This is a genomic window from Enterococcus sp. HY326, from assembly GCF_026157065.1.
In the GTDB taxonomy this organism is placed as follows: domain Bacteria; phylum Bacillota; class Bacilli; order Lactobacillales; family Enterococcaceae; genus HY326.
In genome coordinates this window covers 179,033-205,161 of record NZ_JANLGQ010000006.1, presented here as the reverse complement: position 1 = coordinate 205,161, position 26,129 = coordinate 179,033, and the positions used below count along the sequence as shown (strand labels likewise).

Sequence of the window (26,129 nt, the reverse complement as noted above, 5' to 3'; positions counted from 1 at the left end):
TTTATTTCTCTGATGAGACAGCCACTGTTTTTGGCTTCAGACTAGTTCGAACTAAGAAAATCAAAGCCATTATTGCAAATACGAATCCGCCAATAATAAAGGAAAAGGCTGCACTAGTATTTCCTGTCAAAGAGCCTAGGCCTTGGATGACATAAGGCGAGAAAAATGATCCTAGATTACAGGCTACCATCGCCAGAGATACTGCTAAATTACTTGAATTTTCTGGTGCTCCTGGTAATAGAATATCATACATATAAGGGATAAAAGTTGAAACTACTACAAAACCAATGGCCATAATAATGGTCAGCATCAGCATATTACCCGCATAAGGGATTAAAAAGTAAGCTAAGGCGATTGCAGCTAGTGCAATAACAGGTGTCAGATTCTTAAACAACTTCCGCACATAACTGTACACGAAACCACCTAATGCCCCCACCAAGCTGCCAATTGTCATCGTCGTGCCCAAAAATCCTTGGTTGGCATAATTTTCATCTGAAATCAATGTGCTAGTCTTAGTGTATATATTCATTACTAAAATGAAGAAGAGAAACATCATGATACAAGAAAAAATGACTAAAGAATTGACAGATTGTTTGGACTTCACCTCAGATTGAGATGTGCCATTATCAGATGAAGTTTTCTTCTTTTCCGGTAAAAAGAAAATGACCATCAAAACAATTGGTAAAGTGAAAAAATAAATTAGATAAGAATATTGCCAAGACAGGTTAACTAAAATCCCGGCCAAAAAAGTGACAAAGCTTGAACCTAGTGTGGAGAATGCAGTTTGGTAACCTAACATCTTTTGTTGAGTTTCCCCTTCAAAATAATCACCGATTAAACTGATTGCCAAGGAATTATAAATCCCCGTTCCAGCACCTAAAATGAAACGTGATATAAAAATTATTTCAAAATTTGCAACAAATGCTGGGATAACTCCACCAATAAAAGCAAGGCTAAGCCCTAAAATTACTGTTTTTTTCTCGCCAATTCGTTTGATAATAAAACTACTTAATAAGATAAAAATCATCATCGTGAAAGACGGAATCGTCACTAAGGACTCTACAGTTGCTGCGGAAACATCAGGAAATTGTGTTTTTATCATTGGCAAAGTGACCGAAATTGCGCTGGCTGCGCTAATCATCAGAGAGATTGACAAGATTGTCAATTTCAATAGTCCTGTGCTTGCTGTTTTTTTTGTCATTTTTGTTCCTCCTATTTTACTAATTCAAACTGATAAACTGATACCGATGCTTTTGGAACGTTAATTGCAACCATATTGCCTTTAACTTTAGGATCTTCAGCCGGCTCAGGTGTAATCTTTTCCGCTTGTCCAAAATCATTAAAATCAGTCATCTCCTCAGCAGCTAAGACTTCTCCAGTCTTAAACAGAAGCTTTTGGTCAAATATAAGCTCAACCTCTTCAGCATCATTCGCGGAAATATTGACCAAATTCACTGTTACTAGATTCTCTTTTACAGAAGCAAAACTATAAATCTGCTGTAATCCCGGTTCTGTTTTCCGTCCTAATTTTTTTGTTATAATACCTAAATCTAATTTTTGACCATCTTGATGAGGTTGATACATCTTGAAAACATAATAATTAGGGGTTAAAACAGTCTCAGAATCTTTGGTCAAAAAGAGAGAATTTAAAACATTTACAGATTGTGCAACACACGCCATTTGAACTTTATCGCAATTACGATGAAAAATATCCAAAGTCAATGCTGTCGTAATTGCATCACGCATTGTACATTGCTGCCATAGAATCGATGGGGCAGTTAAGTCAATATTATGCCAATTTCCCCATTCACCAACGATCAAATCTACCTTAATATCTGTGGCAAAGGTTCCATCTTCCTGTGGAATAGCTTTTAAACCATCTTCAATTAGCTGAGCTTGCTCCCAGATGACTTCCTCCAATTCAAAAGCTCCATTAATTACGCGATACCAAGCATCCAAACTAAAATTCGTTACTGTATCCGTTTCATCCGTCAAATTCCAATTGTAAAAATGCAGATCATAGCCATCAATTTTAGGTTTTCGATACTTAGTCAGCTCTTTGAAGAAATCCTTAGTCCAATCTACCCGCTCTTTTGGTTTATTTCCGTCAGGTCCTACCGCTATTAGTTTTAATTCTTGAGAAGTTTCTGTCCAAGGCAATCCATGACCAAAACTTGGCATTGCACTAGCATATTTGCGGTACTCATTGGCATAGGATTCTGCTGTATAGTTGCCGCCACCAGCCCAACTTTCATTGCCGATACCCCAATATTCAACATTAAAGGGTTCTGAATGACCATTTTTAGCTCTTTCTTTAACTAACGAAGTTTCCGTGTCTCGATTGACGTATTCTACCCACTCACGAGATTCTTGAACTGTTCCAGATAACATGTTGATATTGAACCAAGGCTTAGCTCCAACTAATTCACATAGAAACATGAACTCATGAGTCCCAAAATGATTATTTTCCAATTGTTGAGTTCCAAAATTTTCATTAAAATAAGTTGGCCGCTGGTTTCTCGGTCCAACACCATCACGCCAATGATAAGTATCTGCAAAACACCCTCCAGGCCATCGTAAAATTGATGGCTTGATAGCTTTTAACGCATCTACTACATCTTTTCGCAAACCTTGATAATTTGGAATTGTTGAATCTTCACCAACCCAAATCCCATCATAGATACCGCTTCCAAGAAATTCGACAAATTGACCGTGTAGATTCGGATTAATTCTTTCACCATATTTTGTTGTGGCAATCGTAATTTTAGTCATATCATTCGCTCCTCAAATTTTATAAACTCATCTTAATTTGGAAACGCTTTTTTTGATATCAAAAAAAAAGCCCATTTATCAGATTTTTGTACTTTGACAAAAAAATAATAATTAGACTCCTCTAGATTGAATCAGATATTACTAGTTTTCATAATTTCATTGATAAAGACACTTTGGCTATTTTATCCGCCGCCACAAAATAATCAGTAGCCATAAGGATAGGCCTAAACTGATAACGACCACAATTCCCCAGCTAAAGGCTGAATTAGTAAAAGGCAGGTCCATGTTCATGCCGAAAAAGCCGGTGACAATTGTCGGGATAGTCAGCAACAAAGACCAGACTGTTAACAATTTCATGGTGTCGTTCAAATTGTTATTCAATAAATTATTGTAAGTGCTGGAAAGCTGACGCAGGATGTCGGCCGCCATTTGCGCCATGCTGTCGGCCTGTTTGGCTTCGACTAGCGCATCATCCAGTTCTTCTTTTTCATTGGCCTTCATTTTGCGATAGACCTCCAACGTTTTGATGGATTCCAAGAGCATCGCATTTTGTTTTGTGGCCGTCACTAAATAAACCAGACCTACAGAAAGATCTGACAAGGCAATCAAATTTTTATTGGTGGTATGAGTCCGCAGTCGATCATTTAATAAAATTCGCTGGGCCGTGATTTCCTCCAGTAGCGGAAAATAGCTTTCGCTAATCGACAAGAGACTGTGAAACAGCAAGCTATAGATGCTTTGATCGGGATGTTGATGCAAAATGCCTTCAATCATCGGTACGATAAACTCGTTTTCCTTCATTGTGAAGGTAAAAATATTTTCTTCTTTTAAAATAAAAGTGATTGGTTTTGTCATATAATGATTGTCCGGCTGTTTTTTAAAGGGGACATTGAAGACCACCAATAAAGTGCCCTCATCGCCATCATATTCTACCCGCCCTTGTTCATGGCGGTCCAGCGCATACGCCAAAATCTCATCGGTGAGCTGGTATTTTTCCTTTAAATCGGTAATCGTATCTGAATTGTGACTGCTGATTTGAATCCAATTGCATTTGCCTTGATTGAATTGACGGCGTTTTTCCACTTTTTTCACCTCAGTTTCAATTATAAAGGAGAGAGTCACTTTATACAAAAAAGAAAGAGCCAATAGAACTAGGGGCTCTTTCTGATTCTTTATTTTTCCTAAGGCGTGATGTAGGTGTACATGTCTCCCGATTGAATAAAATAAGCTGGGACTTTTTCATCTAGAGCATCATCGAGATATTCAAGCATATATTCCATACCAACTTCTTCAGTGTTGAAGTGGCCAACAGTTAAAATTGCTTTATCTTGATTGAGAAAGCTACGGTCATGGATGTTTTCAGTTAAAGTATAATCTATTAATTCCAGCGCAATTAGTAGCTCAATTTTTTCTTTTTCAACCAATGTGATTAGTTCACGATCGTGTTCACCCATTACGTGGGCACAAATGAAGGTATTCCTCACCTTCGTCTTAGGATTTCCGATTATCTTTGCACCATTTAAGTTAAGCTTTTGAATAAAGTTATTAGCAACTTCTTCAACAGTCGTTTCAGGTAACAAAAAACTTGTGATTAATTTTTTATCCCCTTGAATATAACTTTCCCAGCCTAGTTTCTTGGCTAAACCGTAAAAAATTCCGTCCACATACCCTACCCCATTTAGAGGAAAACCTGAATGAATATAATCATGATTACGCCATACCACAATCTTGTTTTCTTCTAATAATTTTTTCTTTTCGAGATATGTTTCGTTCTCTTTGAGCCAATCAGTACGATCTCCATGATTCCAGAAAAGAGCTTCATGACAAATAATCAAGTTGGCATTCAATTCACCCGCTTTTTTAATTACTTCCGCTGAAGCCCAGCAGCATGTTACAATCCCAGTGCATTCTATGTCTATTTTTTCGGAGCCAAATAGAACTTTGTCTCTAGTTGTCTCTTCATCTATTACTTGACCATTAAAATCAATTCCAGAGTAATACCCTTTTAATTTCGTAATAATTTCGTTAATTTGCAAAGCGATCCACTCCTTTTGTTCATAACAAAACAATCTTTACTCATCATCGATATTTACAGTTTCTTCTAACTTAATTTGTACAATCTGTTCCTTTGCTTCTCCAATCAATTCGTCAATTTTTTGATAACTTAACTTTTGATCTGTAGCTAACACGATTGACAGGACTATCGGCAAATTAATCCCACTTACCAAAAAAATGTTTTCTTGTTTTAGATAAGGATAAAACTTTTGAGTCACGCTGCCTGAAGCAATATCTGTAAAAACAACTAATTCATCATCTGTAGAAAATGGAATGAAATCGTTGATTTCATCAGCTCGCAATTCATTGTTATCCATATATGCCGATAAAGTACTAATATCATAAGTTGACCCAGTAAAAAAATTGACTGTATCCTTAATACCCTCAGCCATACTCCGGTGGGTGGCTATTAAAAATTTCCTCATATTTTGGACATCCTTTCAACTATTTTTTCTGGTTCACCTTCAGGAACCAACGAAGCGATTGTCTCGTATGTTTTTCCGTATAATTCCTTCTCCATAAAATACATATGAAAATCATTTGTATACCCGAGAATTAGCGCGATTTCAGGAGCATAACTATCTGCTACTATCTCGCCTAATTTTGAAGACAACTCCCCTGGAAAGGTTATCAAGACAATCTCCCCAAAATCAATCTTCACCATCTTTACGTCCATATGCACATGCTTTGTCATTAATTTACTTTCAAGGGCACTCTTTTCAGATTTTTTCAGTTTAATTTCATCAAAGCTAAGTGTCTCTGGCGCATTTAGAATGCTCTCAATCCTAGTTAAGGACTCATGATAAGCTGGAAAGTTAGTTTGATTATCATAATCAATGACATAAGAAAATGCCTCGATCTGCTGATAATCCATCGTAATCTTTTTAAATTCTTTTGCATCTATAATTTGGTTTGTGATTCCTTTTACCACTCGACTTAATTCAGCGAAATCATTCCCTTGCCGGTTATGCCGATTCGAGACATCCCCACAAGCTCCTGGAAAAGCATAATAAAGCACACCGAGTTCTTGATAACAGGTTTCTCTGATACTGCCAATCAAATCCTTGGAAATCCAAGTGTTTTCTGGACCAACTACAGTTGAATGCACATTTATATTTAGCATACCTGCTATAGTTTCATCTTCAGAATTGACAAAATTTAGAATCCATATTTTATTATTATACTTTTTTCTTGCGTCTATTCGATTACTATAGAAGCCTTGACTGGTTGTTTCACATATTTCCGCAGAAACCTGTTGCATATTCTCTCGTAATTGATTAACGGATTCTTGGATTTTCTTGATCGACCAATTAAAAAATTGACTATTTTCATTATCATCTGGAATCTTTATCATCGTATCAAAACCACTTGGTCCTGAATGTGTATGTGTTGCTTCAACAAAAATTTGATTTTTTGGAATTTTATTTTTGCGAGAAATTAACTCCCTTAACCTGTCTGCTCGATCTTTTGTGACAATTACCACATCTACACTAACAAAAAGAATTTCAGTACCATTTGATTTTATTAGTAACATAATAGCTTCAGGGTCATCGTGTATTCCTTGTGCCGCTTGTGTTCGAGGATAACCCGGCATATAAACTTTGTAGCCGGTTGGGTTAATTGATATTTTTTTATTTGCTACTTCTATCAGATGACATCTCTCCTCTTAAACTGTAAACACCCCTAAAAAGGCTCCCAACAAAGCAACTACTATTACCAACAGAATAATCGTCGTCATTTTAATATGTTTTTTAGACATTAGGAAATAGATTAGCCCTACTAAGAGAACCGGAAGTAAAGCTGGTAGTATTTGGTCCAGCATTGACTGTAGTTCAAGTTCAACATCTCCATTTTTAAATACAAAACCCGTAGAGAGTTTAATTGTAGTAGGAATAATCGCTCCAACTACAGCTAATCCGAGAACAGAAATTGCGTCGGTAAAAGCACTTAGCTGACTCCCCATCTGCGTGATTAATTTGGCCCCTTGTTTATAACCAAATTCATACAAGCTAGGACGAATAAATAAAGACAAGCCGTAAATTAGTACCCATATAAAGACACCTATTGGACTACCTTCTTGAGCCATAGATGCTGCAATAGAACCAAGAATAGTTGGTAGCATTGCCCAGATAATAGTATCACCAATTCCAGCCAAAGGTCCCATCAACCCAACTTTCAAATCTTGAACAGCTTCCAAGCTGTTCAATTTTCCTTCATCTTCAACTGCTAGTGCAGCACCTAATACAATATTAGCAATCCACGGATGAGTATTGAAGTATTTATAATGGTTTTCAATTGATTCTAATAAGTCATCATCATTATCATAGATTTTTCTTAAAGCTGGGAAAAGTGCGTATACTACACTAGGAGCCATCTGAGTTTCATAGTTGAAAGTTGAAACTCCGATAAACCAGCGATTACCAACCTTCTTTAAATCTTTTTTTGTTAACACACCGTTTGTATTTGGATTATTCATCTTCCATGTCAACTCCTATCACTTGTTGATTATCTCCACTATTATTAATAACTCTTTTGTAAAATTCAAATGCTAAAGCTGCCCCGATGATTGCAACACCTAAAACCGGTGTTCCTAAATAAGCTGATAAGACAAAACCGATTGCTAAATAGCTCCATAATTTTTTAACCGGCATATACATTAACAACATAGCAATACCAACGGCCGGTAACATCCCGCCGGCAACTTGTAAGCCACTTGTAAACCATTCCGGTAAGAATTCTAGTAGCTGACTAACCACACTAACACCTAGTGTAATTGATAGAAAAACTGGAACAGCTGCCGTTAAGCCCATCGAAAATGTCGATACGAGGGTAATTCTTAACATTTTCCCGAAATCTTTCCTTCTTGCATACTCCATTGCTTTTCTCGTAATAAAACCATTAAACAATTTCCAAATAATATCCAGCTGAACACCTAACATTCCTACAGGCAGTCCCAAAGCTAGACCTGCAGCAATTCCTTGACCAGTAGTCACTGCGATTGTTGTAGTGATAATTGCAGCTACGGGATAATCCGGCATGGATGCTCCCCCAACGGCCACAACACCTAAAGACATTAATTGTAAGGTTGCCCCTACTGCTAAACCTGTACTAACATCACCTAAAATTAAGCCTGTCAAGAAACCATAGATTACTGTATTAAAAGCAGTTATCTGAGTAGTCCCCCACTCAATCACTTTCACATACGCTAGTAAAGTAATTAAGATAATTTGAATTATTGATAATTCCATATGTCCTCATCCTTTCTTATAATAGTGAACTCAATTTGATATCTTTATCTGAAGGAACAAACTTAACTAAAATATTCGTATCCTTTTCCAATATTTTTTTATATGTCGGAATTTGTTCTTGCTCGACGTAAGCTCTTTTCGAAGCCTTAATGCTATCTTCTTTTTCAGAAACAACAGTGCCCCCTAAAATTAATTCAGGAATAGCAATAGGGACTTCCAGGATATTCAAAAATACCTCAGGTGTTTTAGCAATTACAAATACTTTTTGATTATCATATTTGCCAGCTTTAAAATTTGCTAACGCTGTTTCCTCAGTAATGATTGAGATTGCCATACCACTCGGTCTAGCTAATTTCATACTTTCTTTTAAAATTGGATCGTTAGCTACATCATCATTGATTACCATTACTCGGCTAGCACCCGATTGCGGTGCCCACTGAGTGGCCACAATTCCATGTAGCAATCGATTATCAACTCTTGCTCCTACAACTGTCATAAATATTTCCTCCAATTTCCTTGTTTGATTATATATAAGCAAGAAGCATGCCAACTTCCAAACGCCTTTTATTACAGTGTAATCTCATCTCGATGGACACTAATTTTTTTTTTGGACACTATTTACGCTTCATTATAGATGTGTTAGCATAAATTTTGAAAGGGGATACAGCCGATGGAAGATCAAATACTAAATATTTTAGAAAAATACTTCGATAAGTCGTTCGTCGACAACTTAGACGCTAATATCTTAGCTCAAGAACTATCTATTAGCAGAAATCGCGCTTCTAGTTATTTGAACCAACTAGTCAAAGATGGTCTCGCTATTAAAATCAATTCTCGACCCGTCCTTTTTTTTCCTAAGAAAAAAATAGAATTATCATTTCACAACATATTACTTAAATCAGAATTTGATACCTTAGAAGAATTAAAACGGGATCTCCAAACTCATAATCAAGATCCTTTTTCAGAGGTGATTGGGCATACAGATAGTTTGGCAAACATTATTTTCCAATGTAAAGCTGCTGCAGCCTACTCCAAACAAGGTCTGCCAATTATGTTGGTGGGAGAATCTGGCACAGGAAAAACATTTTTGGCGGAAAAAATTTATCAATACTCCAAATACGAAGAACAAATAAAGGCCTCGGCACCGTTTATCCATATCAATTGTAGTGAATACGCAAATAATCCAGAGTTGTTTTTAGCCAATTTATTTGGTTTTGTCAAAGGAGCTTATACTGGTGCGTATAAAGACACTGCAGGAATTATCGAAGAAGCGAATCAAGGCTATCTTTTTTTGGACGAGATTCATTGTCTGACTCCTTCTTGTCAGGAAAAATTATTCCAATTTATGGATACAAAAAAATATCATCGATTGGGAGACAATGAAAAATGGCATAGAGCTGAAGTTAGGTTCCTCTTTGCGACTACGGAATACCCTAGCGATAATTTTTTAACCACATTTTTGAGAAGAATTCCAGTGATTTTAACAGTACCTAGCTTAGCTGAACGAACACATCAAGAAAAACTTTCTTTAATCTCAAATCTAATTCAAAAAGAAGAGCACAAAGTAAACAAAGAAATTAAAATTAGTAACCAGCTTATTGAGTATCTACTAAAAGCGACATTTGCGGGAAATATTGGCGAGTTCAAAAACATCCTGCGTCTAGCAATTGCTAAGGAGAGTTTTGCATCCTCCGAAAAACAAATTAATATCGATTTAAGTGATTTATTAATTACCCATCAAGAGTCAATACCACAAGACTCTTTCCGTCCACTAACTTATCGAGGGGCCACAGATTTAGTCGCCGTTGCACAAATTTTTTCTCCTTGGACTATTTTGGTGAAGGAACTTGAGCTGAATTGTGTAGAAATAGACGAGACTTCCGATCCACAACAATTAAATCTATTCTTTAAGAAAAACTGGGAACTCTTTAAAATTTATTTAGAAAACTCTCCTGTACCTATGGCTTCAAAGCCAGCTGATTGGATTCAGCAATCAAAAAAAATTTTCAAACAACAATTTGAGATGGACGATAGCAGTTTCTATTCTTTCTCTGAAACCAATGAAGATTTCCAGAAATTGCTTCATCTTTTGAATCGGCTTTATTATGAGGTCTCAGATGACATTGATGTGAAGCAATCATTTTTTCAAGATGTAATAATAAAATTGGATGTCCAACTAAACAAGCAGCTCCAATTATCAACTGTTCTAGCAGACCATTTAAATTTTCCAAATACATTAAACTTAGAAATAGCTAAACTCTGTTTGTTAAGCTATATCGAGAATTTTTCAATAAGCAGTACACAAAATGATTTTATCGGCTTGATTATGGCTCATGGAAAGTCTGTGGCAACTGAAATAGCAAAGACTATCAATCAATTATTGAATAGTTATCTTTTTGATAGTATCAACCTTCCTTTAGACGCAAATTCAAAAGAGGCCTTGCTCTATTTAGAGAAATGGCTTGGCACGAAAAAAACTGCAGAAACGATAGTTATCATGTCCGATATGGGGAGTTTAGCAAGTCTGAAGGATAATCTCACTGAAATTCATTCAAATATTCTATTTATCGACACAATAAATCCACCTGTCGGCCTCACAATCGGCAATGATTTGTTGCAAAAGAGTCATATCACATTAATTGAAAGTAATGCTCACGAAGCAGCATCAGCTTTCAAGACGCAAATTGTCCAAAAAAGCACAAAGAATAATACTATTCTTTGCTCTTCAGCCGCTGGCCCAGAAACAGACAAAAAAATAAAACAAATCTTAGAAAAGGCATTTCCTGAGCATTCTAAGCTATCTGTCCATACTATCAGTTATAATGAATTGGCAACAGTCGGTCTTTCACAGCCATTTCTAGAAAAAAATGAGGTAAAATTTATTATCGGTACGCTTGATCCAAATATTTCCCATATTCCGTTTATTTCAATTGGAGATTTAATTGCAAATAATTCTTTATCTTTTTTAAGCTATGTATTATCTGATATTTTTACTGATAGGGAACTGCGTCTATTAAGTAAAAATCTCTTAAATGAATTTGCATTGACTAATTTAATTAATGAATTAACCATATTAAATCCTGTGAAACTCCTCTCACTGGTTACAAAAGCAATTGATGATATCCAAAATATTTTAAAATTTACTCTCCCAATCAACACTAGCTTTGGATTGTACATTCATACATGTTGCATGATTGAAAGATTAATTCGTACAATTGACGAAGAAATAGAGTTAACAGAGCAGCAAGCTGATTTCGATCAGACCTTCTATCAAAATTTTAAAGAAGCTTTTTTACCTATAGAAACTTTCTACTCTGTTGTAATCCCTTCCGAGGAAGTTAACTATATAAAAAACTATATTTATAATGAGTAACAAAAAAACAAGATAGCCTTTTTCTTCAGGCCATCTTGTTTTCTTTTCTCTTATATAAAAAATTTAGTCCAGTTTCAGTTATCTTAAATCACAACATTCCCGCGAATCTCCGCCAACTTTTCCTCCACTAAGCGCATCACATATTCCTGCGCTTGAGGGTCCTCCACAAAATTGTGGCGGTCGCCATCAATTTGAATTTTGGGACTTTCATTGTAGTTGTCATACCATGAATCATAGCGGCGATTTAATTCTTCATAATAATCGTATAAGCTAGGGTCAAACTCCAACTGTTCGTATTCTCGGCCCCGTTTTTGAATTCGTTCCAGCATCGTCTTAAAGGAGACTTTGATGTGGACTAATAAATCTGGATGTTTCTTTTCTGCAGCAAAGGGCAGCTCTTCCATCATATTGGCCAATAATTCATCATAGACTTTGACTTCAATTTCTGTTGCGCGACCTAAATCGGCATTTAAATGAAACAGTAGTGAATCTTCATAGATTGAACGATCCAAAACATTATCATCATCCTTCATCGCCTGCTTGATACTTTCAAAACGGCGATTCAAAAAGTAAATTTGTAGTAAAAAAGCATATTGTTCAGGGTTGGCATAAAATAATGGCAACACCTCATTATCATCAATGGATTCATAGAAGGCTTGACTGTTTAACCGTTTGGCCAACATCGCTGTCAAACTAGATTTTCCTGCCCCAATCGTTCCTGCTAATACTATCACGCTCATTAACCTCCAGCTCTCTTCTTAAAAAGTTTCCACACAACCAACTTACTATACGCTCTTCGAAAAAAATCGTCAATCGCAAATACTTTCAAGAAAGGCTTATTTTTTATTAAAAATTTTTGGGATTCCCTTAATGTTTGTAACTTTTACTTGTCAGAATCCAAAGACCTAGCATAAAATAGGAAAGCATGGTTTCTTACAAAATTGAAACATTACCAAAAACTTCCCTAAAATGGAAGCTAAATAAGGAGTCTTTCTTGCAATGGAAGCAGTAGGTCTTGGCAAAGCAACAGGAAAAATTATTTTAATGGGAGAACATTCTGTCGTTTACGGCGAACCGGCGATTGCGATGCCGTTTCTCGCGACCCACATTCAGACACGAATCACGGACGGACCAGAAAACTCTCTCGACTCTATTTATTTTTCCGGCAAGTTGGCCGATGTGCCCGCCCCTTTGAAAAATATTCAAGCATTAATCACAGCTTTGCAGGAAAAATTCCAGCAGCAAGCGGGCATTCATTTAGAAATTACCAGTACCATTCCGGCTGAACGAGGCATGGGCTCCAGCGCAGCAACTGCCGTGGCGATTACCCGGGGCTATTTTGACTATCAAAAAACTGATTTGTCTGATCAAGAATTATTGGACTTTGTCAATTTATCAGAAAAAATTGCCCATGGAAATCCCAGCGGTATTGATGCGGCCGCAACCAGCGGACCAAATCCTCTTTACTTTATTAAAGGGCAGGAATTAAGTTCCTTTCCAATGAATGTCGATGCCTATTTAGTCGTCGCAGACACGGGTATTAAAGGAAAAACCCGCGGAGCCGTGGCCGATGTTGCTAAACAATATCAAGAAAATCCCGCAGTACCAGAGCTTATTCACATTTTAGGGCAATTGGCCAAAGATGCGAAACAAGCAATTATTTCAAATCAACCCGCCTTGCTAGGCAGCATGATGACAAAAGCTCATCGCAATTTAAAAGCCTTAGGTGTCAGTAACGATGCCCTTGATTTATTGACGGACACGGCGATTGCCAACAACGCTCTTGGTGCGAAATTAACCGGTGGCGGCCGAGGTGGCTGTCTGATTGCCTTAGCAGAGGATTTAGCGACTGCCAAACAAATCGCCGCAGCCCAAGAAAAAGCCGGTGCCAAACAAACATGGATTCAAGGATTAGGAGTGTATCAAAAATGAGACAGGGAAAAGCCCGCACCCATACCAATATTGCTTTGATAAAATATTGGGGCAAAGCTGATCAAGAATTGATTATTCCAATGAACAGCTCACTTTCGTTAACCCTTGATGCCTTTTACAGTGAAACGCAGGTCACTTTTTCAAAAGAGTTTACTGCCGATAGTTTCTATTTAAACGGCGCTGTCCAAAGCGCCGCTGAAAACAAAAAAATTATTCAATTTCTAAATCGTGCCCGCAAGCTCGGCAAGACAACTGACTTTGCCAAAGTCGAGAGCCAAAATTTTGTTCCGACAGCAGCCGGTCTCGCCTCTTCAGCCAGCGGATTAGCGGCTTTAGCTGGAGCTTGCAATGAAGCTCTAGATTTACAGATGACGCCGACTGAATTGTCCCGCTTTGCCCGAAAAGGTAGTGGTTCGGCCTGTCGCAGCATCTTCGGTGGCTTTGCAGAATGGCAAAAGGGCGATTCCGATGAAACGTCTTTTGCTGTGCCGCTTGAAGCTGCTGGTTGGGAAAAAGAATTGGCGATGATTTTTATTTTAATCAATGACCAACAAAAAGATGTCTCCAGTCGTGATGGCATGCAACGAACAGTAGAGACTTCGGTTTTTTACGACGGCTGGTTGAAGGCCGTCAATGAAGATATTGAAACTGCCAAAAAGGCGATTGCTCAAAAAGATTTCAAATTGCTTGGGGAAACCACAGAAGCTAATGGATTAAAGATGCACGCAACAACTTTAGGTGCGCAGCCGCCATTTACTTATTGGTCTCCAAACAGTCTAGTGGCGATGAATCGCGTGCGGGAGTTGCGGGCAACGGGCTTTGACTGCTACTTTACGATGGACGCTGGACCCAATGTTAAAATTTTAACCAAAAAAAACCAAGTTCCCGCCCTGATAGAAGAATTGAAACAAACTTTTTCTCCGGAACAAATTATCAGTGCTGCAGCTGGTCCCGGTTTAGAAATTTTATAAAAGATTAAACTATTAAGTATAAACTAGCTAAGATGAGTTGTCCCTCAGATGTTAAACTGCGACAACTGCCAAAATTTTTTACAAAGGAAATGAGAAGATGATTGAAGTATCTGCCCCAGGAAAATTATATATTGCCGGTGAGTATGCGGTTGTCGAAGCAGGTCATCCAGCAATTATTGTTGCTGTCGACCAATTTGTCACAGTCTCAATGAATGAAGCCAAACGCAACGGTAGCATTCAATCCGGACAATACAGTGATTTGCCGGTGCGTTGGACCCGCAAAAAAGGCGAGCTTGTCTTAGATATCCGGGACAATCCCTTTCATTATATTTTGGCGGCGATTCGCCTAACTGAAAAATATGCTTTAGAGCACGAGACTACTCTGCGCTTTTTTGATTTAAAAGTCACCAGCGAACTGGACAGCTCCAATGGACGCAAATATGGCTTAGGTTCTAGCGGTGCGGTGACTGTGGCGACGGTCAAGGCTTTAAATGAATTTTATCAGCTAAACTTGGATCGGCTGACCATTTTTAAACTGGCAGCCCTAGCCCACCACGAAGTAGCCAGCAATGGTTCCTGCGGCGATATTGCCGCTAGCTGCTACGGTGGCTGGTTAGCCTTCTCAACCTTTGACCACGATTGGCTGGCAGAAGTGTACGCTCAGCATTCTGTTGCGGAATTAGTCGCGATGGACTGGCCGCAATTATCAATTCAGCCTCTGCAAGCGCCAAAAGATTTGCGCCTGTTAATCGGTTGGACCGGCAGCCCGGCTTCAACCTCTGATTTAGTAGATCAGGTCCATCATTCTAGAGAACAGCAGCAGCAACGCTATACGCAATTTTTAGCTGACAGCAAAGCCTGCGTAGAAAAAATGATTGAGGGCTTCCGTCAAAATAATATTAAACAAATCCAACAGATGATTCGCAAAAATCGTCATCTTTTGCAGGAATTAACTTCGATTACTGGCGTGGTGATTGAAACACCTGCTTTGAAACAACTCTGTGATTTAGCCGAAGAAAACGAAGGAGCTGCCAAATCTTCAGGCGCTGGCGGTGGTGATTGTGGCATTGTGATTACCAGTCAAAAATCTGGGATTTTACCTTTAATGAGCACTTGGGAAAATGCCGATATCACTCCTTTGCCACTACACGTTTATTTTTCAGAAAAACGAAAGGATTAACCGATGAATCGTAAAGACGAACACGTATCATTAGCAAAAGCTTTTCATAAAGAACATACCAACGATTTTGATGCGGTCCGCTTCCTTCATCATTCCTTACAAGGAGCCGACGTGGACCAAGTCAATTTGGCAACCACGGTCGGCCCTTTTGCTTTGACGTGCCCTTTTTACATTAATGCCATGACCGGCGGCAGTGAAAAAACTGGTAAAATCAATCACGACCTGGGCTTGATTGCCAAAGAAACCGGTCTGATGATTGCCAGCGGCTCCGTCAGCGCTGCCATTAAAGATGAAACGTTGTGGCCGACATTTACTTCCTTAAGAGAAAGCAATCCGGAGGGAATCGTTTTGGCTAATGTCGGGGCCGATGCCGATTTAGAAAAAGCCAAAAAAGCCGTCGCTGGCTTAAAGGCGGACGGCCTGCAAATTCATTTAAATTTACCTCAGGAATTAGTGATGCCTGAAGGCGACCGCCATTTTGAACAATGGTCGGCTAGTTTACAGGAAATTGTGCATAACTTAGACGTGCCTGTTATCGTTAAAGAAGTCGGCTTCGGCATGTCCCGGGAAACAATTGCTCAGCTACTCGAATTAGGCGTTAAAAACATCGATGTTGCCGGGCAAGGTGGTACTAGCTTCACGCAAATCGAAAATGCCCGCCGCCCTAAAAGAGAGCTGGCCTATTTAAATAATTGGGGCCAATCGACCGTTATCTCCTTATTAGAAGCTAACGAAGTGGTTTTCCCACCAGATGCCACACTGCTGGCCTCCGGCGGCGTCCGCAACGCCTACGACATTTTCAAGGCACTTGCCTTAGGTGCTCAAGCAGTCGGTATTTCCGCAACGATTTTAAATTCGTTGCTCAAAGATGGCGTCGACAAAACAATTGAGCTTTTAACCAGCTGGCAAGAGGAACTCCGGTTACTCTTCTCCCTTGTGGGTGCTAAAAGCTTACAAGAGCTACAGCAAAAACAAGTCATTCTCTCCGGCCACCCCAAAGAATGGGCTGAAGCAAGAAATATCGATTTAAAAAAATATAGTATGCGCTAAAGCTGATGGTATTGCATCAGCTTTTTTTCTGTTCAAAATTTAGTCCTCCTTGGTTATCTGGAAAATCTTCCATTCAGATTAGTTGTTTTCTGCTTAGGACTATTTGTATAATGAATGAAAATAAATTCTTGAAAAAAAGTAAAGGAGCTTCTCCATGGAAATTAAATTAATTAACGACAACCTTGAAGTCATTCATCCAGATGGTAATTGGATTTTAAAAAAAGACATAGGCTATTCACCATTAGAAACCCTCGTGATTGCCATTGGCGGTTGCAGTGCCGCCGTCTACCGCCAAGTTTTAACCAACTCTCATATTGAATATCATATCGAAACCGTTCAGTTGGCTTATACTCGTCAAGAAGATGGTAAAGCTCGGCCATTAGCGTCTGTCACGGTTACCTTCTATCTAAAAAACGTTTCTCCTGACCAACAGGCTAAGGCTACTCGAGCAATTCGTTTGATTGAACGAAATTGTCCAGTCGTGCAGTCTTTGGACCCTAAGATTCAGGTGAATGAAGTTGTGGTGTTTGTTTAGCATAAGTTCTATTCTCTGAAAAAAATAAGACTAAAAAAATTCCTGAAGGATTGCTCCCTCAGGAATTTTTGTATTTCAGATTTAAACTTTACCCATTATAAGCATCCACAATAATTTGTTTCAATTCGCTGATTAATGGTTCTTTTGGATTTGCTGTTGTACATTGGTCTTCATAAGCCAATTCAGCCATCCGGTCAACAGTTGTATCCAAAGTGACTTGAGTTACCCCTTGAGCCTTCAAGTTCATTTCGATGCCGACAGATTGACCTAATTCGAAGACAGCAGTTGCTAAAGCGTCGACTAATTCTTGAGTGTTTTTACCTTTAAGGCCTAAGAATTTCGCAATGTCTGCATAGTCAGTATCTGCTCTAAAGAAATCATATTTAGGGAACATCGCATGTTTTTGCGGATCTTTCGCATTGTAACGGATGATGTGTGGCAATAAGATTGCGTTTGTCCGTCCGTGAGGAATGCCGTACTCTCCCCCAATTTTGTGGGCTACAGAGTGACAAATTCCTAAGAAGGCATTTGCAAAAGCCATACCAGCCATTGTTGATGCATTATGCATTTTTTCCCGTGATTCCATATCAGGCGTTTTCACGGATTTTTCTAAGTAATCAAAGACTAATTTGATTGCTTGTAAGCTTAAACCACGAGTGTAATCAGATGCCATAACAGAAACATATGATTCAATTGCGTGTGTTAAAACGTCCATCCCTGTATCAGCCGTTACTGAAGCTGGTACTGACATTACAAATTGAGGGTCCACGATGGCAACATCTGGTGTCAAAGCGTAGTCAGCTAAAGGATATTTAACGTGTGTATCACTATCAGTGATTACCGCAAATGGTGTTACTTCAGAACCAGTACCAGAAGTTGTTGGGATACAAACAAATTGAGTTTTCACTGGTTTGTCAATTTTGTACGTCCGTTTGCGAATATCTAAGAATTTTTGTTTTGCGCCGAAGAATGAAGTATCTGGGTGTTCATAAAACATCCACATGCCCTTCGCAGCATCCATTGCAGAACCGCCACCTAGTGCAATAATGGTATCAGGTTTGAAATCAACCATCATTTTAGTTCCAGCATAGACTGTATCTGTTGAAGGATTTGGTTCAACATCAGAGAAAACTTCAACTTTAACATCATTTGAGCGACGAGCTAACACTTCACGAACCGTATCGCAGTAGCCGAATTGCACCATGCCTGGGTCACAAACAATCATTACTCTTTCAAGATTTTCCATCTTTTCAAGATATAATAATGAGTTTTGTTCAAAGAAAATTTTTGGTGGTAATTTGAACCATTGCATGTTGTTTCTCCGTTTCGCCACAGTTTTCACGTTGATTAAGTTAACAGCAGAAACGTTACGAGAGACAGAGTTCCGGCCGTAAGAACCACAACCTAATGTTAATGAAGGAATCATTTCGTTATAAATATTACCAATTCCGCCTTCAGCTGATGGTGTGTTAACTAAGATCCGGCAAGCTTTCATACGGATACCAAATTGAACTTGCAGGTCTTCATTTTCAGTATGGATAACGGCTGTATGGCCTAAGCCGCCTAATTCTAACATTGCTTCACATAAATCAAAAGCGTCTGCGGTATTTTTAGCTTTCATCATCGCTAAAACTGGAGAAAGTTTTTCACGGGATAATGGATATTCCGCTCCAGCACCTTCAAGTTCAGCAATCAGCATTTTCGTTCCAGCAGGTACTTTGATGCCAGCCAAGGCTGCAATTTCTTCTGCTGAATGACCAACGATTGATGGATCAACGGCATATTTGCCTTCGTTCATCACAGCATCTTCTAATTTGCTTAATTCATTTGGTTTTACAAAGTAAACTTGATGCGCTTCAAATTCAGCTTTGACAGATGCATAAATTTCTTTATCGACAATGACCGCTTGTTCAGAAGCACAAATCATACCGTTATCAAATGTTTTTGAAACGATTAAATCATTGACTGCCCGTTTCACTTTAGCTGTTTTTTCAATATAAGCAGGAACGTTACCAGCACCTACACCTAAAGCTGGTTTACCAGTTGAGTAAGCTGATTTCACCATGCCAGGTCCACCAGTTGCTAAAACAATTGCAACACCAGGGTGGTTCATCAACATTGAAGTTGCTTCAATTGATGGCTGTTCAATCCATTGCACACAGTTTTCTGGAGCACCAGCGGCAATCGCTGCATCTCTTACGATGCGAGCTGCTTCAGCAGAACATGCTTGAGCGCTTGGATGGAAAGCAAAAATAATTGGGTTCGCTGTTTTTAAAGCAATCATCGCTTTAAAAATAGTTGTTGACGTTGGGTTCGTTGTTGGTGTAACACCACAGACAACTCCTACGCCGCCAGCAATTTCGATTAAACCTTTTTGTTTATCTTCGCTGATGACACCAACTGTTTTATTATCTTTGATGCTGTTCCAAATATATTCAGAAGCATACATATTTTTAATTGCTTTGTCTTCAACAATTCCGCGGCCAGTTTCAGCTACTGCCATTTTTGCTAATGGCATATGTTGATCTAAAGCCGCCATTGCCATTTCGTGCACAATATGGTCAATTTTTGCTTGGTCAAACGTTTCTAATTCTTTCAAAGCAACATTTGCTTTTAATGCTAACTCATCGATGACTCCTTGAACATCTACTTTTTCTTCAGTAATTACTTTAGCCATGATAGTCCTCCTAAAATTTATCTTCAAAAATTTCTTGTTAACTATTTCACATACATAATATACAACATCATTTTGGGTTTGTAAATAGTTTTTTGTGATTTCTTTCACTAGAAATTTTATTTCAAGAAACATTGCTATCAAGGGAATTGCGAGCTGACAACAAAGATACCGTTTTCAAAAGAGAAAAATTTTTTTGTTATATATTTTAAATTTTTTTTTACAGAAAACTTAGAATAAATCTGAAAAATCATCCAATTCAGCTAAGGTTTTTGCGGAGGTTTGAATTTTAAGCTGTTGATAATCAAAAAAATCATTAGCAGTGACTTCTTTTAAGTCCTGCAAACGCGCACTCAAATCATTGATTTTACGACGTTTCCAGCGATATTCAAGTAAAAACTCTAATAATTCTGACTGCTGAATTTCTTGATAACCGGCACTTGTGAAAGATTGAATTTTCTTTTTTACTGCCTGCTTCAAAATAATTTTTTGCATCCAAGTTAGCTTCGCCAAAGTAATCCCTCCCCATCACATGCGATTATAAAAAACAAAAAAGCTTCAGCACAAAAAATTTGCCTGAAGCTTTAATAGATCAGTAATGCTGCTGATTTAGTTTTTGGTTTCTGTATCGTCAGTTGTTTCTGGTGTTTCTTCGATTACTTCAGTCGCTTCTGCAACTGTTGCAACTGGTTCAGTCGCTTCAGCAGATTTAACTGTCCGAATGGCGCTCTTTTCAAATTCTAAAAAGATTCCTTCACAGTCAATAATAACTGTACTCGGATTAATTTCTGATAACACACCATGCAACCCGCCGATTGTAACCACTTTATCACCAGGTTTCATCGCTGATAATTGATTTTGCCGTTCCTGCTGCTGTTTCTTTTGGCTGCGGCTCATAAACCACCACATTGCAACCATCGCAACTAGAAGGATTAAAGGCATAAGTCCTGCCATGTATTCTCACCTCGCTTTTTTTGTTCACAAGAATAACTGTAGCAAAAAAAAACGGTTTACACTAGTCTTTCCGGTGATTTTTTAGAAACTTTTCGCATTTACTTTGTTAAAACCGTACTCTTCAAAAAAGTTAGCCCGAAATTCCAGCAAATTATCATCCATAATTGCTTGGCGAACTTTTTTCATCAAGTCCAATAAGAAATACAAATTATGATAAGAGGTCAAGCGAATGCCAAAGGTTTCATCGCATTTAATCAGATGACGGATGTATGCTCGGCTATAATTTTTACAAACATAGCAATCGCAATTATCGTCAATTGGACCAAAATCGCGCGCAAAGGTCGCATTTTTTACAACTAAACGACCGTGGGATGTCATACAGGTGCCATTGCGGGCAATTCTCGTCGGCAGTACGCAGTCAAACATATCAACGCCACGAATCACACCATCAATCAATGAATCTGCAGCGCCAACCCCCATCAAGTAGCGAGGTTTATTTTCTGGAATCAACGGTGTGGTAAAGTCCAACACTCGATTCATTTCTTCCTTGGGCTCTCCGACAGATAATCCGCCGATAGAATAGCCAGGAAAATCCATGCTGACTAAATCTTGGGCACTTTGTTTTCGTAAGTCCTCAAAACCAGCCCCTTGGATGATTCCAAATAAGCCTTGTGTTTTAGGATTGGCATGAGCCTTTAAGCCCCGCTCAGCCCAGCGAGACGTCCGTTCCACTGATTTTTTAACGTAATCATAGCTTTCATCAAAGGGCGGGCACTCATCAAAGCTCATCATAATATCTGAGCCTAATTTATTTTGAATATCAATGGCTTTTTCCGGTGACAAAAACATTTTTGAGCCATTCAAATGATTCTTGAAATGAACGCCTTCTTCAACGATATTGCGCATATCCGCCAAAGAAAAAACTTGAAAACCGCCAGAATCCGTTAAAATCGGCTGATCCCAGTTCATAAATTTATGTAAGCCGCCTGCCTCTGCCACTAAGTCTTCCCCAGGGCGCAACCATAAGTGATAAGTATTACTTAAAATAATCCCGGCGCCCATCTCTTTTAATTCCTCTGGCGACATGGTTTTAACTGTCGCTAAAGTTCCCACCGGCATAAACATCGGTGTGGGAAATGTGCCGTGGGGGGTAATTATTTCCCCTAAGCGCGCACCCGTATGCTTTTCTTTTTTGATTAAACGGTAACGAATTGCTGGTTCCGTCATTGAGTCCCCTACTTTCTGAAACGATTTAAGAATTTGTCTTAGTGATACCCTGGCACTAGTTTTTACAGATAAAATCTCAAGGTGCTTGCACTTACTTTTACAATCCAGTAAATCCTTGTTGCAGGTTTGTACCATATTAATACTTTTCACCAGATACTATTTGTAAAATGAATTTTGTTTTGGCCAACGGCACAGTTCTACACGGAGTAAAAAGGCTTTTACTATGAACAATTACTTTGCCCTGCAAAATAATCAGCACTTGAAGAAGCCAGCTTTAATCCAAGTTAGAGCAAATGTCAAACTGCATTAATCATACTTGCTTTTTCAAGTCAATGCAAGAGTCCTTGCCTTTCTTAAAAAAAGGGCAAGATTTAGTTCTCTTCTATATTACTCGGCAAAAAAAATACCTGAACTCTTTCAAGGCATTCTCTTTATAGAGAAATTTAAAAGAGTCCAGATATTTCAACTAATCTTCTTCAACGATGACTGAGCTAGTGCTATCGTCCACTTCTGGTGCATTGTGGAATTTAATCATTTCATTGACAAAAATCGGCACAATCGACAGTAGTCCCACTAGCAGCCAGTGATTCAAACTAATGTGAACTAAACCAAATAAATTTTGTGTGAAGGGAATTAAAGCAATCGCTGTTGTAATCAAGACAGCTAGGACCGCCATTTCAAATAAAGATTTATTGGTTGAAAGTTTTACTTGGAAAATCGACTTGGTGCTACGGACATTAAAGACATGTAGGATTGACGAGTAAGCTAACACGAGGAAAGCTACCGTCTGACCAACATCATGGCTAGCTTCAACCCAAGGACTAATGGTATCCACGAAGCTGCCTAGGTAAAAACCAAAAAGAGCAACCACGGTGAAAATCGCAGCATTGACAGCAATTTTCTGCCATAGTCCACGAGCGAAAATCCCCTCATTTTTGGGAATCGGTGGCTCATGCATAATTCCTTTTTCCGCAGGCTCACGACCTAAAGCAAATCCTGGCAGACCATCTGCCACAACATTGACGAAAAGCAGCTGCACGGCCGTAAATGGTGCTCCCCAGCCCAACAGCATTGAGATCAACACAATAAAAATTTCTGAGATATTACAGCTCAATAGGAAATTCACCGCTTTGCGGATATTCCGATACACCGCCCGGCCTCGAGCTACTGCATCGACAATCGTCGCAAAGTTATCATCGGTTAAAATCATATCAGCGGCACTTTGAGCTACATCGGTTCCAGTAATCCCCATCGCAGCTCCGACATCGCTGGCTTTTAAAGCCGGCGCATCGTTGACACCGTCACCGGTCATCGCTACAACAGCACCGGTTTTTTGCCATGCTTTGACGATACGGATTTTATCCTCCGGTGTTACCCGAGCATAAACAGAAAAATCTTTCACCCGTGATACTAATTCATCGTCGGACATTTCCCGCATTTTAGCACCGGTAATGGCTTCGGTTTTTTTCTTTAGAATGCCTAATTCTTTGGCAATCGCACTAGCCGTTACAATGTGGTCCCCGGTAATCATAACCGTCTTGATACCAGCCCGCTTCGCCCGCTTGATGGCACCTTTACTTTCAGGGCGTGGTGGATCAATCATGCCGACTAAGCCAGAAAGCTTCAAATCTTTTTCTAACGCTTCAGAGGTAATCTCTTGGGGCATTTCATCATATACAGCATAACCGACAGCAATTACCCGTAGTGCCCGTTTACCAAAACGGTCATTTACGACAGCTGCCTGCTCGACATCACCATAATGAAATCTCGGCAGCAGAACATCAAAGGCACCTTTTGTTACAGACAAATATTTTTTCCCCATCTTGTGAACGGTGGTCATCATTTTTCTTTCTGAATCAAAAGGCAACTCAGCTACACGAGGAAATTCTTCTTCTAATTGAATCTTAGTGTGATAATTTTCCTCCACCGCCCGCACGATAGCTGCTTCGGTTGGATTTCCTTTGACAATTAAATCATCATTGTCATATTCAACGATGACATCGGTACACAATGCCGCCATTTTCAAAACTTCCATCGCTTCTTCAGTCATGGCATCTTCGGTATCCGTTACTTCATCGCCACGGGTCCAAACCCGCCGCACCCGCATTTTATTTTGTGTCAGTGTACCGGTTTTATCCGAACAAATTACACTGGCGGTTCCCAAAGTTTCAACCGCGGGCAGCTTGCGGATAATCGCATTTTTCTTGGCCATCCGCTGTACGCCATAGGCCAGCGTCAAGGTCACAATCACCGTCAACGTTTCCGGCACGGCAGCAACAGCAAGCGATACTGAGGTCATAAACATTTCCAATAACGGTTCACCCTGCAGCTCACCGATAATAAAAACTAGAGCAGCGGCCGCTAAAGCAACGATAGAAATTCGTTTACCTAATTGATTTAAACGAATTTGTAGCGGTGTTTTACTGGTCGTTTCATCATTTAGCAGTCCGGCAATTTTCCCCATCTCCGTCTGCATTCCTGTTGCTGTAACTAAAACTTGTCCCCGACCGTTTGTTACCGTGGTGCCTTTGTAAACCATATTAATGCGGTCGCCTAAAGGTGTATCGGCATCGGCAACAAATGTAAAATCCTTCTCAACGGCTTCACTTTCCCCCGTCAAAGAAGCTTCGTCCAGCCGCAGCTGGTTGCCTTGAACAATCCGACCGTCAGCAACAATCATCGCCCCATTTTCTAAAACTAAAATATCTCCCGGCACGACCTCTTCGGCATCAATTTTTTCAACGCGACCATCTCGTTTGACAAAAGTCGTCTGTTTATTCATATCCTGCAAGGCTGCCAAAGATTTCTCAGCATTTCCTTCTTGGACAATCGTCAAAACCGAATTAATAATAACGATAGCGATAATCAAAATACCTTCAAAATAATCGCCATGATCCGTCGCAATGGCAGTATAAAAAGAAATAACGGCGGCAATAATCAAAATAATTGTTGTAAAGTCGCCTAAGCTATGTAGAAATTTTTTCGCTAAAGAATCCTTCTTTGCTTCTTCAAACTGGTTGCGGCCGTATGTGCTCAAACGCTTTTGTGCTTCTTGACTGCTCAGCCCAGTTTCTATCGTGGTATTTTCTTTGAAAATCTCTTCAATATTTTTTTCGTATAATTCCATCCTATTCCTCCAATTTTTTTCAATTTTTATTCCATTCACTGAAAACAACCCCGCAGCTGTAGCTTATTTTCAACTAATCAGCTTTGTTTTATCAAAAAATACTTCCCAAAAATATATTTTGATAAAGTTGCTTCCTATATTAATGTAGCACGTTTCAAAGGGGTTGTTCAACAAAAATGATTGAATTTAATCAAACCGCAAAAGAATTTTGTTGAAAAAAAGTACAATTTTGCTTATAATTTTCTATTTGCAAACGCTTTCTTTTTGTGCTATACTCAAAGCATAAGGAAGGAGGAACTATTAGTAAGAATAGAAGAATTTCTCGATCAAGCAGAAACAGTAAACAACAAATTGTTAGTTGAACAAGATTCACCAAGCATTATACGTGTAAGGTATTTATCGCAACCTTAAAATAGTGAATGCGTATCACCGAAATGAGCAGCACCATCGCTCAACTAGAAGTAATTTTATACGTAACAAAGAAGGCAATGCAGCAACAAAAAAGTGAATAGTATTTAAGACAAACGTGTTAATCTTTATTAATGAACCAAATTTTTGTTTATAAAATAGAAATTCAAACAATACTTTGCATGTGTAAGAGCATCAAGTACAAATAAATTCTTTCTTACTAATATCCTTCCGAAAAGTATTAAAGCTCGGCCATATCGAGGGGCCGAGTTTTTTTGTGCACTTTTTACTGACAACAAAGATTCTTTTTAGGTTGAGATTAGATAATTTGGGAAGTGAGAAGGTATTTAATATGACAGGGACAGAACTTATGATTACGCATATCCGGACCGTTACTCTTCAGAAAAAAATTTCTCTCAAAACAAAAAGGAAGCCCATCGGCGGGGACCGATAGGCAAGGAGTAAAAAATGAAAAAGTGTTTTATTGGGTTTGTTTTATTAGGATATCTATAGATTACCTTTAATTTATGAATCTTTTATGCCCTTACTATTAAGTAATATTGAAATATTTACATATTTTTTCTGAGGGATTGATTTTCCTTATTTTTGCTTCTCAATGTCAA

The 26,129-nt window shown here is 38.8% G+C and carries 21 protein-coding genes; 6 read left to right on the top strand and 15 right to left on the bottom strand.

What is annotated here, in order from left to right:
- Position 1: 1 nt before the first annotated feature.
- The 9 genes from ORH16_RS15515 to ORH16_RS15475 all read right to left on the bottom strand — a co-directional run bounded on the left by ORH16_RS15515 (position 2) and on the right by ORH16_RS15475 (position 8,571).
- Entirely contained in the window at positions 2 to 1,201 is a 1,200-nt protein-coding gene (locus ORH16_RS15515; RefSeq protein WP_265459766.1) for an MFS transporter, read from the bottom strand.
- A gap of 11 nt (positions 1,202 to 1,212) precedes the next feature.
- Positions 1,213 to 2,772, bottom strand: coding sequence for an alpha-N-arabinofuranosidase (locus ORH16_RS15510; protein ID WP_265459765.1), 1,560 nt, complete (start codon positions 2,770 to 2,772; stop codon positions 1,213 to 1,215).
- A gap of 177 nt (positions 2,773 to 2,949) precedes the next feature.
- Entirely contained in the window at positions 2,950 to 3,855 is a 906-nt protein-coding gene (locus tag ORH16_RS15505) for a magnesium transporter CorA family protein (protein ID WP_265459764.1), read from the bottom strand.
- Between the two features lie 98 nt (positions 3,856 to 3,953).
- Positions 3,954 to 4,808: a Nif3-like dinuclear metal center hexameric protein gene (locus ORH16_RS15500; RefSeq protein ID WP_265459763.1), complete on the bottom strand. Its 855-nt coding sequence runs from the start codon at positions 4,806 to 4,808 to the stop codon at positions 3,954 to 3,956.
- A 36-nt stretch (positions 4,809 to 4,844) separates the two neighbouring features.
- On the bottom strand, positions 4,845 to 5,252 hold the full coding sequence (locus ORH16_RS15495) for a PTS sugar transporter subunit IIA (protein WP_265459762.1): 408 nt from the start codon (positions 5,250 to 5,252) through the stop codon (positions 4,845 to 4,847).
- Positions 5,249 to 6,421, bottom strand: a complete 1,173-nt coding sequence (locus tag ORH16_RS15490) for a neutral/alkaline non-lysosomal ceramidase N-terminal domain-containing protein (RefSeq protein ID WP_265459761.1) — start codon at positions 6,419 to 6,421, stop codon at positions 5,249 to 5,251. Before ORH16_RS15490 ends, ORH16_RS15495 begins: the two co-directional genes overlap by 4 nt.
- A gap of 72 nt (positions 6,422 to 6,493) precedes the next feature.
- Positions 6,494 to 7,303, bottom strand: a complete 810-nt coding sequence (locus ORH16_RS15485; protein ID WP_265459760.1) for a PTS system mannose/fructose/sorbose family transporter subunit IID — start codon at positions 7,301 to 7,303, stop codon at positions 6,494 to 6,496.
- Entirely contained in the window at positions 7,296 to 8,075 is a 780-nt protein-coding gene (locus ORH16_RS15480) for a PTS mannose/fructose/sorbose/N-acetylgalactosamine transporter subunit IIC (protein WP_265459759.1), read from the bottom strand. Before ORH16_RS15480 ends, ORH16_RS15485 begins: the two co-directional genes overlap by 8 nt.
- A gap of 16 nt (positions 8,076 to 8,091) precedes the next feature.
- The gene (locus tag ORH16_RS15475; RefSeq protein ID WP_265459758.1) at positions 8,092 to 8,571 is read right to left on the bottom strand and encodes a PTS sugar transporter subunit IIB; all 480 of its coding nucleotides are present in this window, start codon (positions 8,569 to 8,571) and stop codon (positions 8,092 to 8,094) included.
- Positions 8,572 to 8,745: 174 nt separating this feature from the next.
- Between ORH16_RS15475 and ORH16_RS15470 the strand changes: the two genes are divergently transcribed.
- A complete protein-coding gene (locus ORH16_RS15470; protein WP_265459757.1) occupies positions 8,746 to 11,448 on the top strand; it encodes a sigma 54-interacting transcriptional regulator in 2,703 nt (900 codons plus the stop codon).
- Between the two features lie 83 nt (positions 11,449 to 11,531).
- On the opposite strand, the gene ORH16_RS15465 is transcribed toward ORH16_RS15470, so the two are convergent.
- On the bottom strand, positions 11,532 to 12,188 hold the full coding sequence (locus tag ORH16_RS15465) for a deoxynucleoside kinase (RefSeq protein WP_265459756.1): 657 nt from the start codon (positions 12,186 to 12,188) through the stop codon (positions 11,532 to 11,534).
- Positions 12,189 to 12,447: 259 nt separating this feature from the next.
- On the opposite strand from ORH16_RS15465, the gene mvk reads away from it, so the two are divergent.
- The 5 genes from mvk to ORH16_RS15440 all read left to right on the top strand — a co-directional run bounded on the left by mvk (position 12,448) and on the right by ORH16_RS15440 (position 17,116).
- On the top strand, positions 12,448 to 13,380 hold the full coding sequence (gene mvk / locus ORH16_RS15460) for a mevalonate kinase (RefSeq protein WP_265459755.1): 933 nt from the start codon (positions 12,448 to 12,450) through the stop codon (positions 13,378 to 13,380).
- A complete protein-coding gene (gene mvaD, locus ORH16_RS15455; RefSeq protein ID WP_265459753.1) occupies positions 13,377 to 14,351 on the top strand; it encodes a diphosphomevalonate decarboxylase in 975 nt (324 codons plus the stop codon). Before mvk ends, mvaD begins: the two co-directional genes overlap by 4 nt.
- A gap of 97 nt (positions 14,352 to 14,448) precedes the next feature.
- Positions 14,449 to 15,531 carry a phosphomevalonate kinase gene (locus tag ORH16_RS15450; protein WP_265459752.1) on the top strand — a complete coding sequence of 361 codons (1,083 nt, stop codon included), beginning with the start codon at positions 14,449 to 14,451 and terminating at the stop codon, positions 15,529 to 15,531.
- A 3-nt stretch (positions 15,532 to 15,534) separates the two neighbouring features.
- Entirely contained in the window at positions 15,535 to 16,581 is a 1,047-nt protein-coding gene (gene fni, locus ORH16_RS15445; RefSeq protein ID WP_265459751.1) for a type 2 isopentenyl-diphosphate Delta-isomerase, read from the top strand.
- A gap of 154 nt (positions 16,582 to 16,735) precedes the next feature.
- Positions 16,736 to 17,116 carry an OsmC family protein gene (locus ORH16_RS15440; protein WP_265459750.1) on the top strand — a complete coding sequence of 127 codons (381 nt, stop codon included), beginning with the start codon at positions 16,736 to 16,738 and terminating at the stop codon, positions 17,114 to 17,116.
- An 88-nt stretch (positions 17,117 to 17,204) separates the two neighbouring features.
- On the opposite strand, the gene adhE is transcribed toward ORH16_RS15440, so the two are convergent.
- The 5 genes from adhE to ORH16_RS15415 all read right to left on the bottom strand — a co-directional run bounded on the left by adhE (position 17,205) and on the right by ORH16_RS15415 (position 25,098).
- Entirely contained in the window at positions 17,205 to 19,793 is a 2,589-nt protein-coding gene (gene adhE / locus ORH16_RS15435; RefSeq protein ID WP_265459749.1) for a bifunctional acetaldehyde-CoA/alcohol dehydrogenase, read from the bottom strand.
- Between the two features lie 228 nt (positions 19,794 to 20,021).
- On the bottom strand, positions 20,022 to 20,303 hold the full coding sequence (locus ORH16_RS15430; protein ID WP_265459748.1) for a post-transcriptional regulator: 282 nt from the start codon (positions 20,301 to 20,303) through the stop codon (positions 20,022 to 20,024).
- A gap of 96 nt (positions 20,304 to 20,399) precedes the next feature.
- The gene (yajC, locus tag ORH16_RS15425) at positions 20,400 to 20,744 is read right to left on the bottom strand and encodes a preprotein translocase subunit YajC (protein ID WP_265459747.1); all 345 of its coding nucleotides are present in this window, start codon (positions 20,742 to 20,744) and stop codon (positions 20,400 to 20,402) included.
- Positions 20,745 to 20,825: 81 nt separating this feature from the next.
- Positions 20,826 to 21,971 (bottom strand): tRNA guanosine(34) transglycosylase Tgt, encoded by a 1,146-nt coding sequence (gene tgt / locus ORH16_RS15420; RefSeq protein WP_265459746.1) that lies wholly within the window; start codon positions 21,969 to 21,971, stop codon positions 20,826 to 20,828.
- Between the two features lie 466 nt (positions 21,972 to 22,437).
- Positions 22,438 to 25,098: a calcium-translocating P-type ATPase, PMCA-type gene (locus ORH16_RS15415; protein WP_265459744.1), complete on the bottom strand. Its 2,661-nt coding sequence runs from the start codon at positions 25,096 to 25,098 to the stop codon at positions 22,438 to 22,440.
- Between the last annotated feature and the right edge of the window lie 1,031 nt (positions 25,099 to 26,129).

Excerpts from the sequence above, each read along its gene's own strand:
- ORH16_RS15515 (WP_265459766.1), bottom strand. The coding sequence starts at position 1,201 with ATGACAAAAAAAACAGCAAGCACAGGACTATTGAAATTGACAATCTTG.
- ORH16_RS15510 (WP_265459765.1), bottom strand. The coding sequence starts at position 2,772 with ATGACTAAAATTACGATTGCCACAACAAAATATGGTGAAAGAATTAAT.
- ORH16_RS15495 (WP_265459762.1), bottom strand. The coding sequence starts at position 5,252 with ATGAGGAAATTTTTAATAGCCACCCACCGGAGTATGGCTGAGGGTATT.
- ORH16_RS15490 (WP_265459761.1), bottom strand. The coding sequence starts at position 6,421 with ATGCCGGGTTATCCTCGAACACAAGCGGCACAAGGAATACACGATGAC.
- ORH16_RS15485 (WP_265459760.1), bottom strand. The coding sequence starts at position 7,303 with ATGAATAATCCAAATACAAACGGTGTGTTAACAAAAAAAGATTTAAAG.
- ORH16_RS15480 (WP_265459759.1), bottom strand. The coding sequence starts at position 8,075 with ATGGAATTATCAATAATTCAAATTATCTTAATTACTTTACTAGCGTAT.
- ORH16_RS15475 (WP_265459758.1), bottom strand. The coding sequence starts at position 8,571 with ATGACAGTTGTAGGAGCAAGAGTTGATAATCGATTGCTACATGGAATT.
- ORH16_RS15470 (WP_265459757.1), top strand. The coding sequence starts at position 8,746 with ATGGAAGATCAAATACTAAATATTTTAGAAAAATACTTCGATAAGTCG.
- ORH16_RS15465 (WP_265459756.1), bottom strand. The coding sequence starts at position 12,188 with ATGAGCGTGATAGTATTAGCAGGAACGATTGGGGCAGGAAAATCTAGT.
- mvk (WP_265459755.1), top strand. The coding sequence starts at position 12,448 with ATGGAAGCAGTAGGTCTTGGCAAAGCAACAGGAAAAATTATTTTAATG.
- mvaD (WP_265459753.1), top strand. The coding sequence starts at position 13,377 with ATGAGACAGGGAAAAGCCCGCACCCATACCAATATTGCTTTGATAAAA.
- ORH16_RS15450 (WP_265459752.1), top strand. The coding sequence starts at position 14,449 with ATGATTGAAGTATCTGCCCCAGGAAAATTATATATTGCCGGTGAGTAT.
- fni (WP_265459751.1), top strand. The coding sequence starts at position 15,535 with ATGAATCGTAAAGACGAACACGTATCATTAGCAAAAGCTTTTCATAAA.
- ORH16_RS15440 (WP_265459750.1), top strand. The coding sequence starts at position 16,736 with ATGGAAATTAAATTAATTAACGACAACCTTGAAGTCATTCATCCAGAT.
- adhE (WP_265459749.1), bottom strand. The coding sequence starts at position 19,793 with ATGGCTAAAGTAATTACTGAAGAAAAAGTAGATGTTCAAGGAGTCATC.
- yajC (WP_265459747.1), bottom strand. The coding sequence starts at position 20,744 with ATGGCAGGACTTATGCCTTTAATCCTTCTAGTTGCGATGGTTGCAATG.
- tgt (WP_265459746.1), bottom strand. The coding sequence starts at position 21,971 with ATGACGGAACCAGCAATTCGTTACCGTTTAATCAAAAAAGAAAAGCAT.
- ORH16_RS15415 (WP_265459744.1), bottom strand. The coding sequence starts at position 25,098 with ATGGAATTATACGAAAAAAATATTGAAGAGATTTTCAAAGAAAATACC.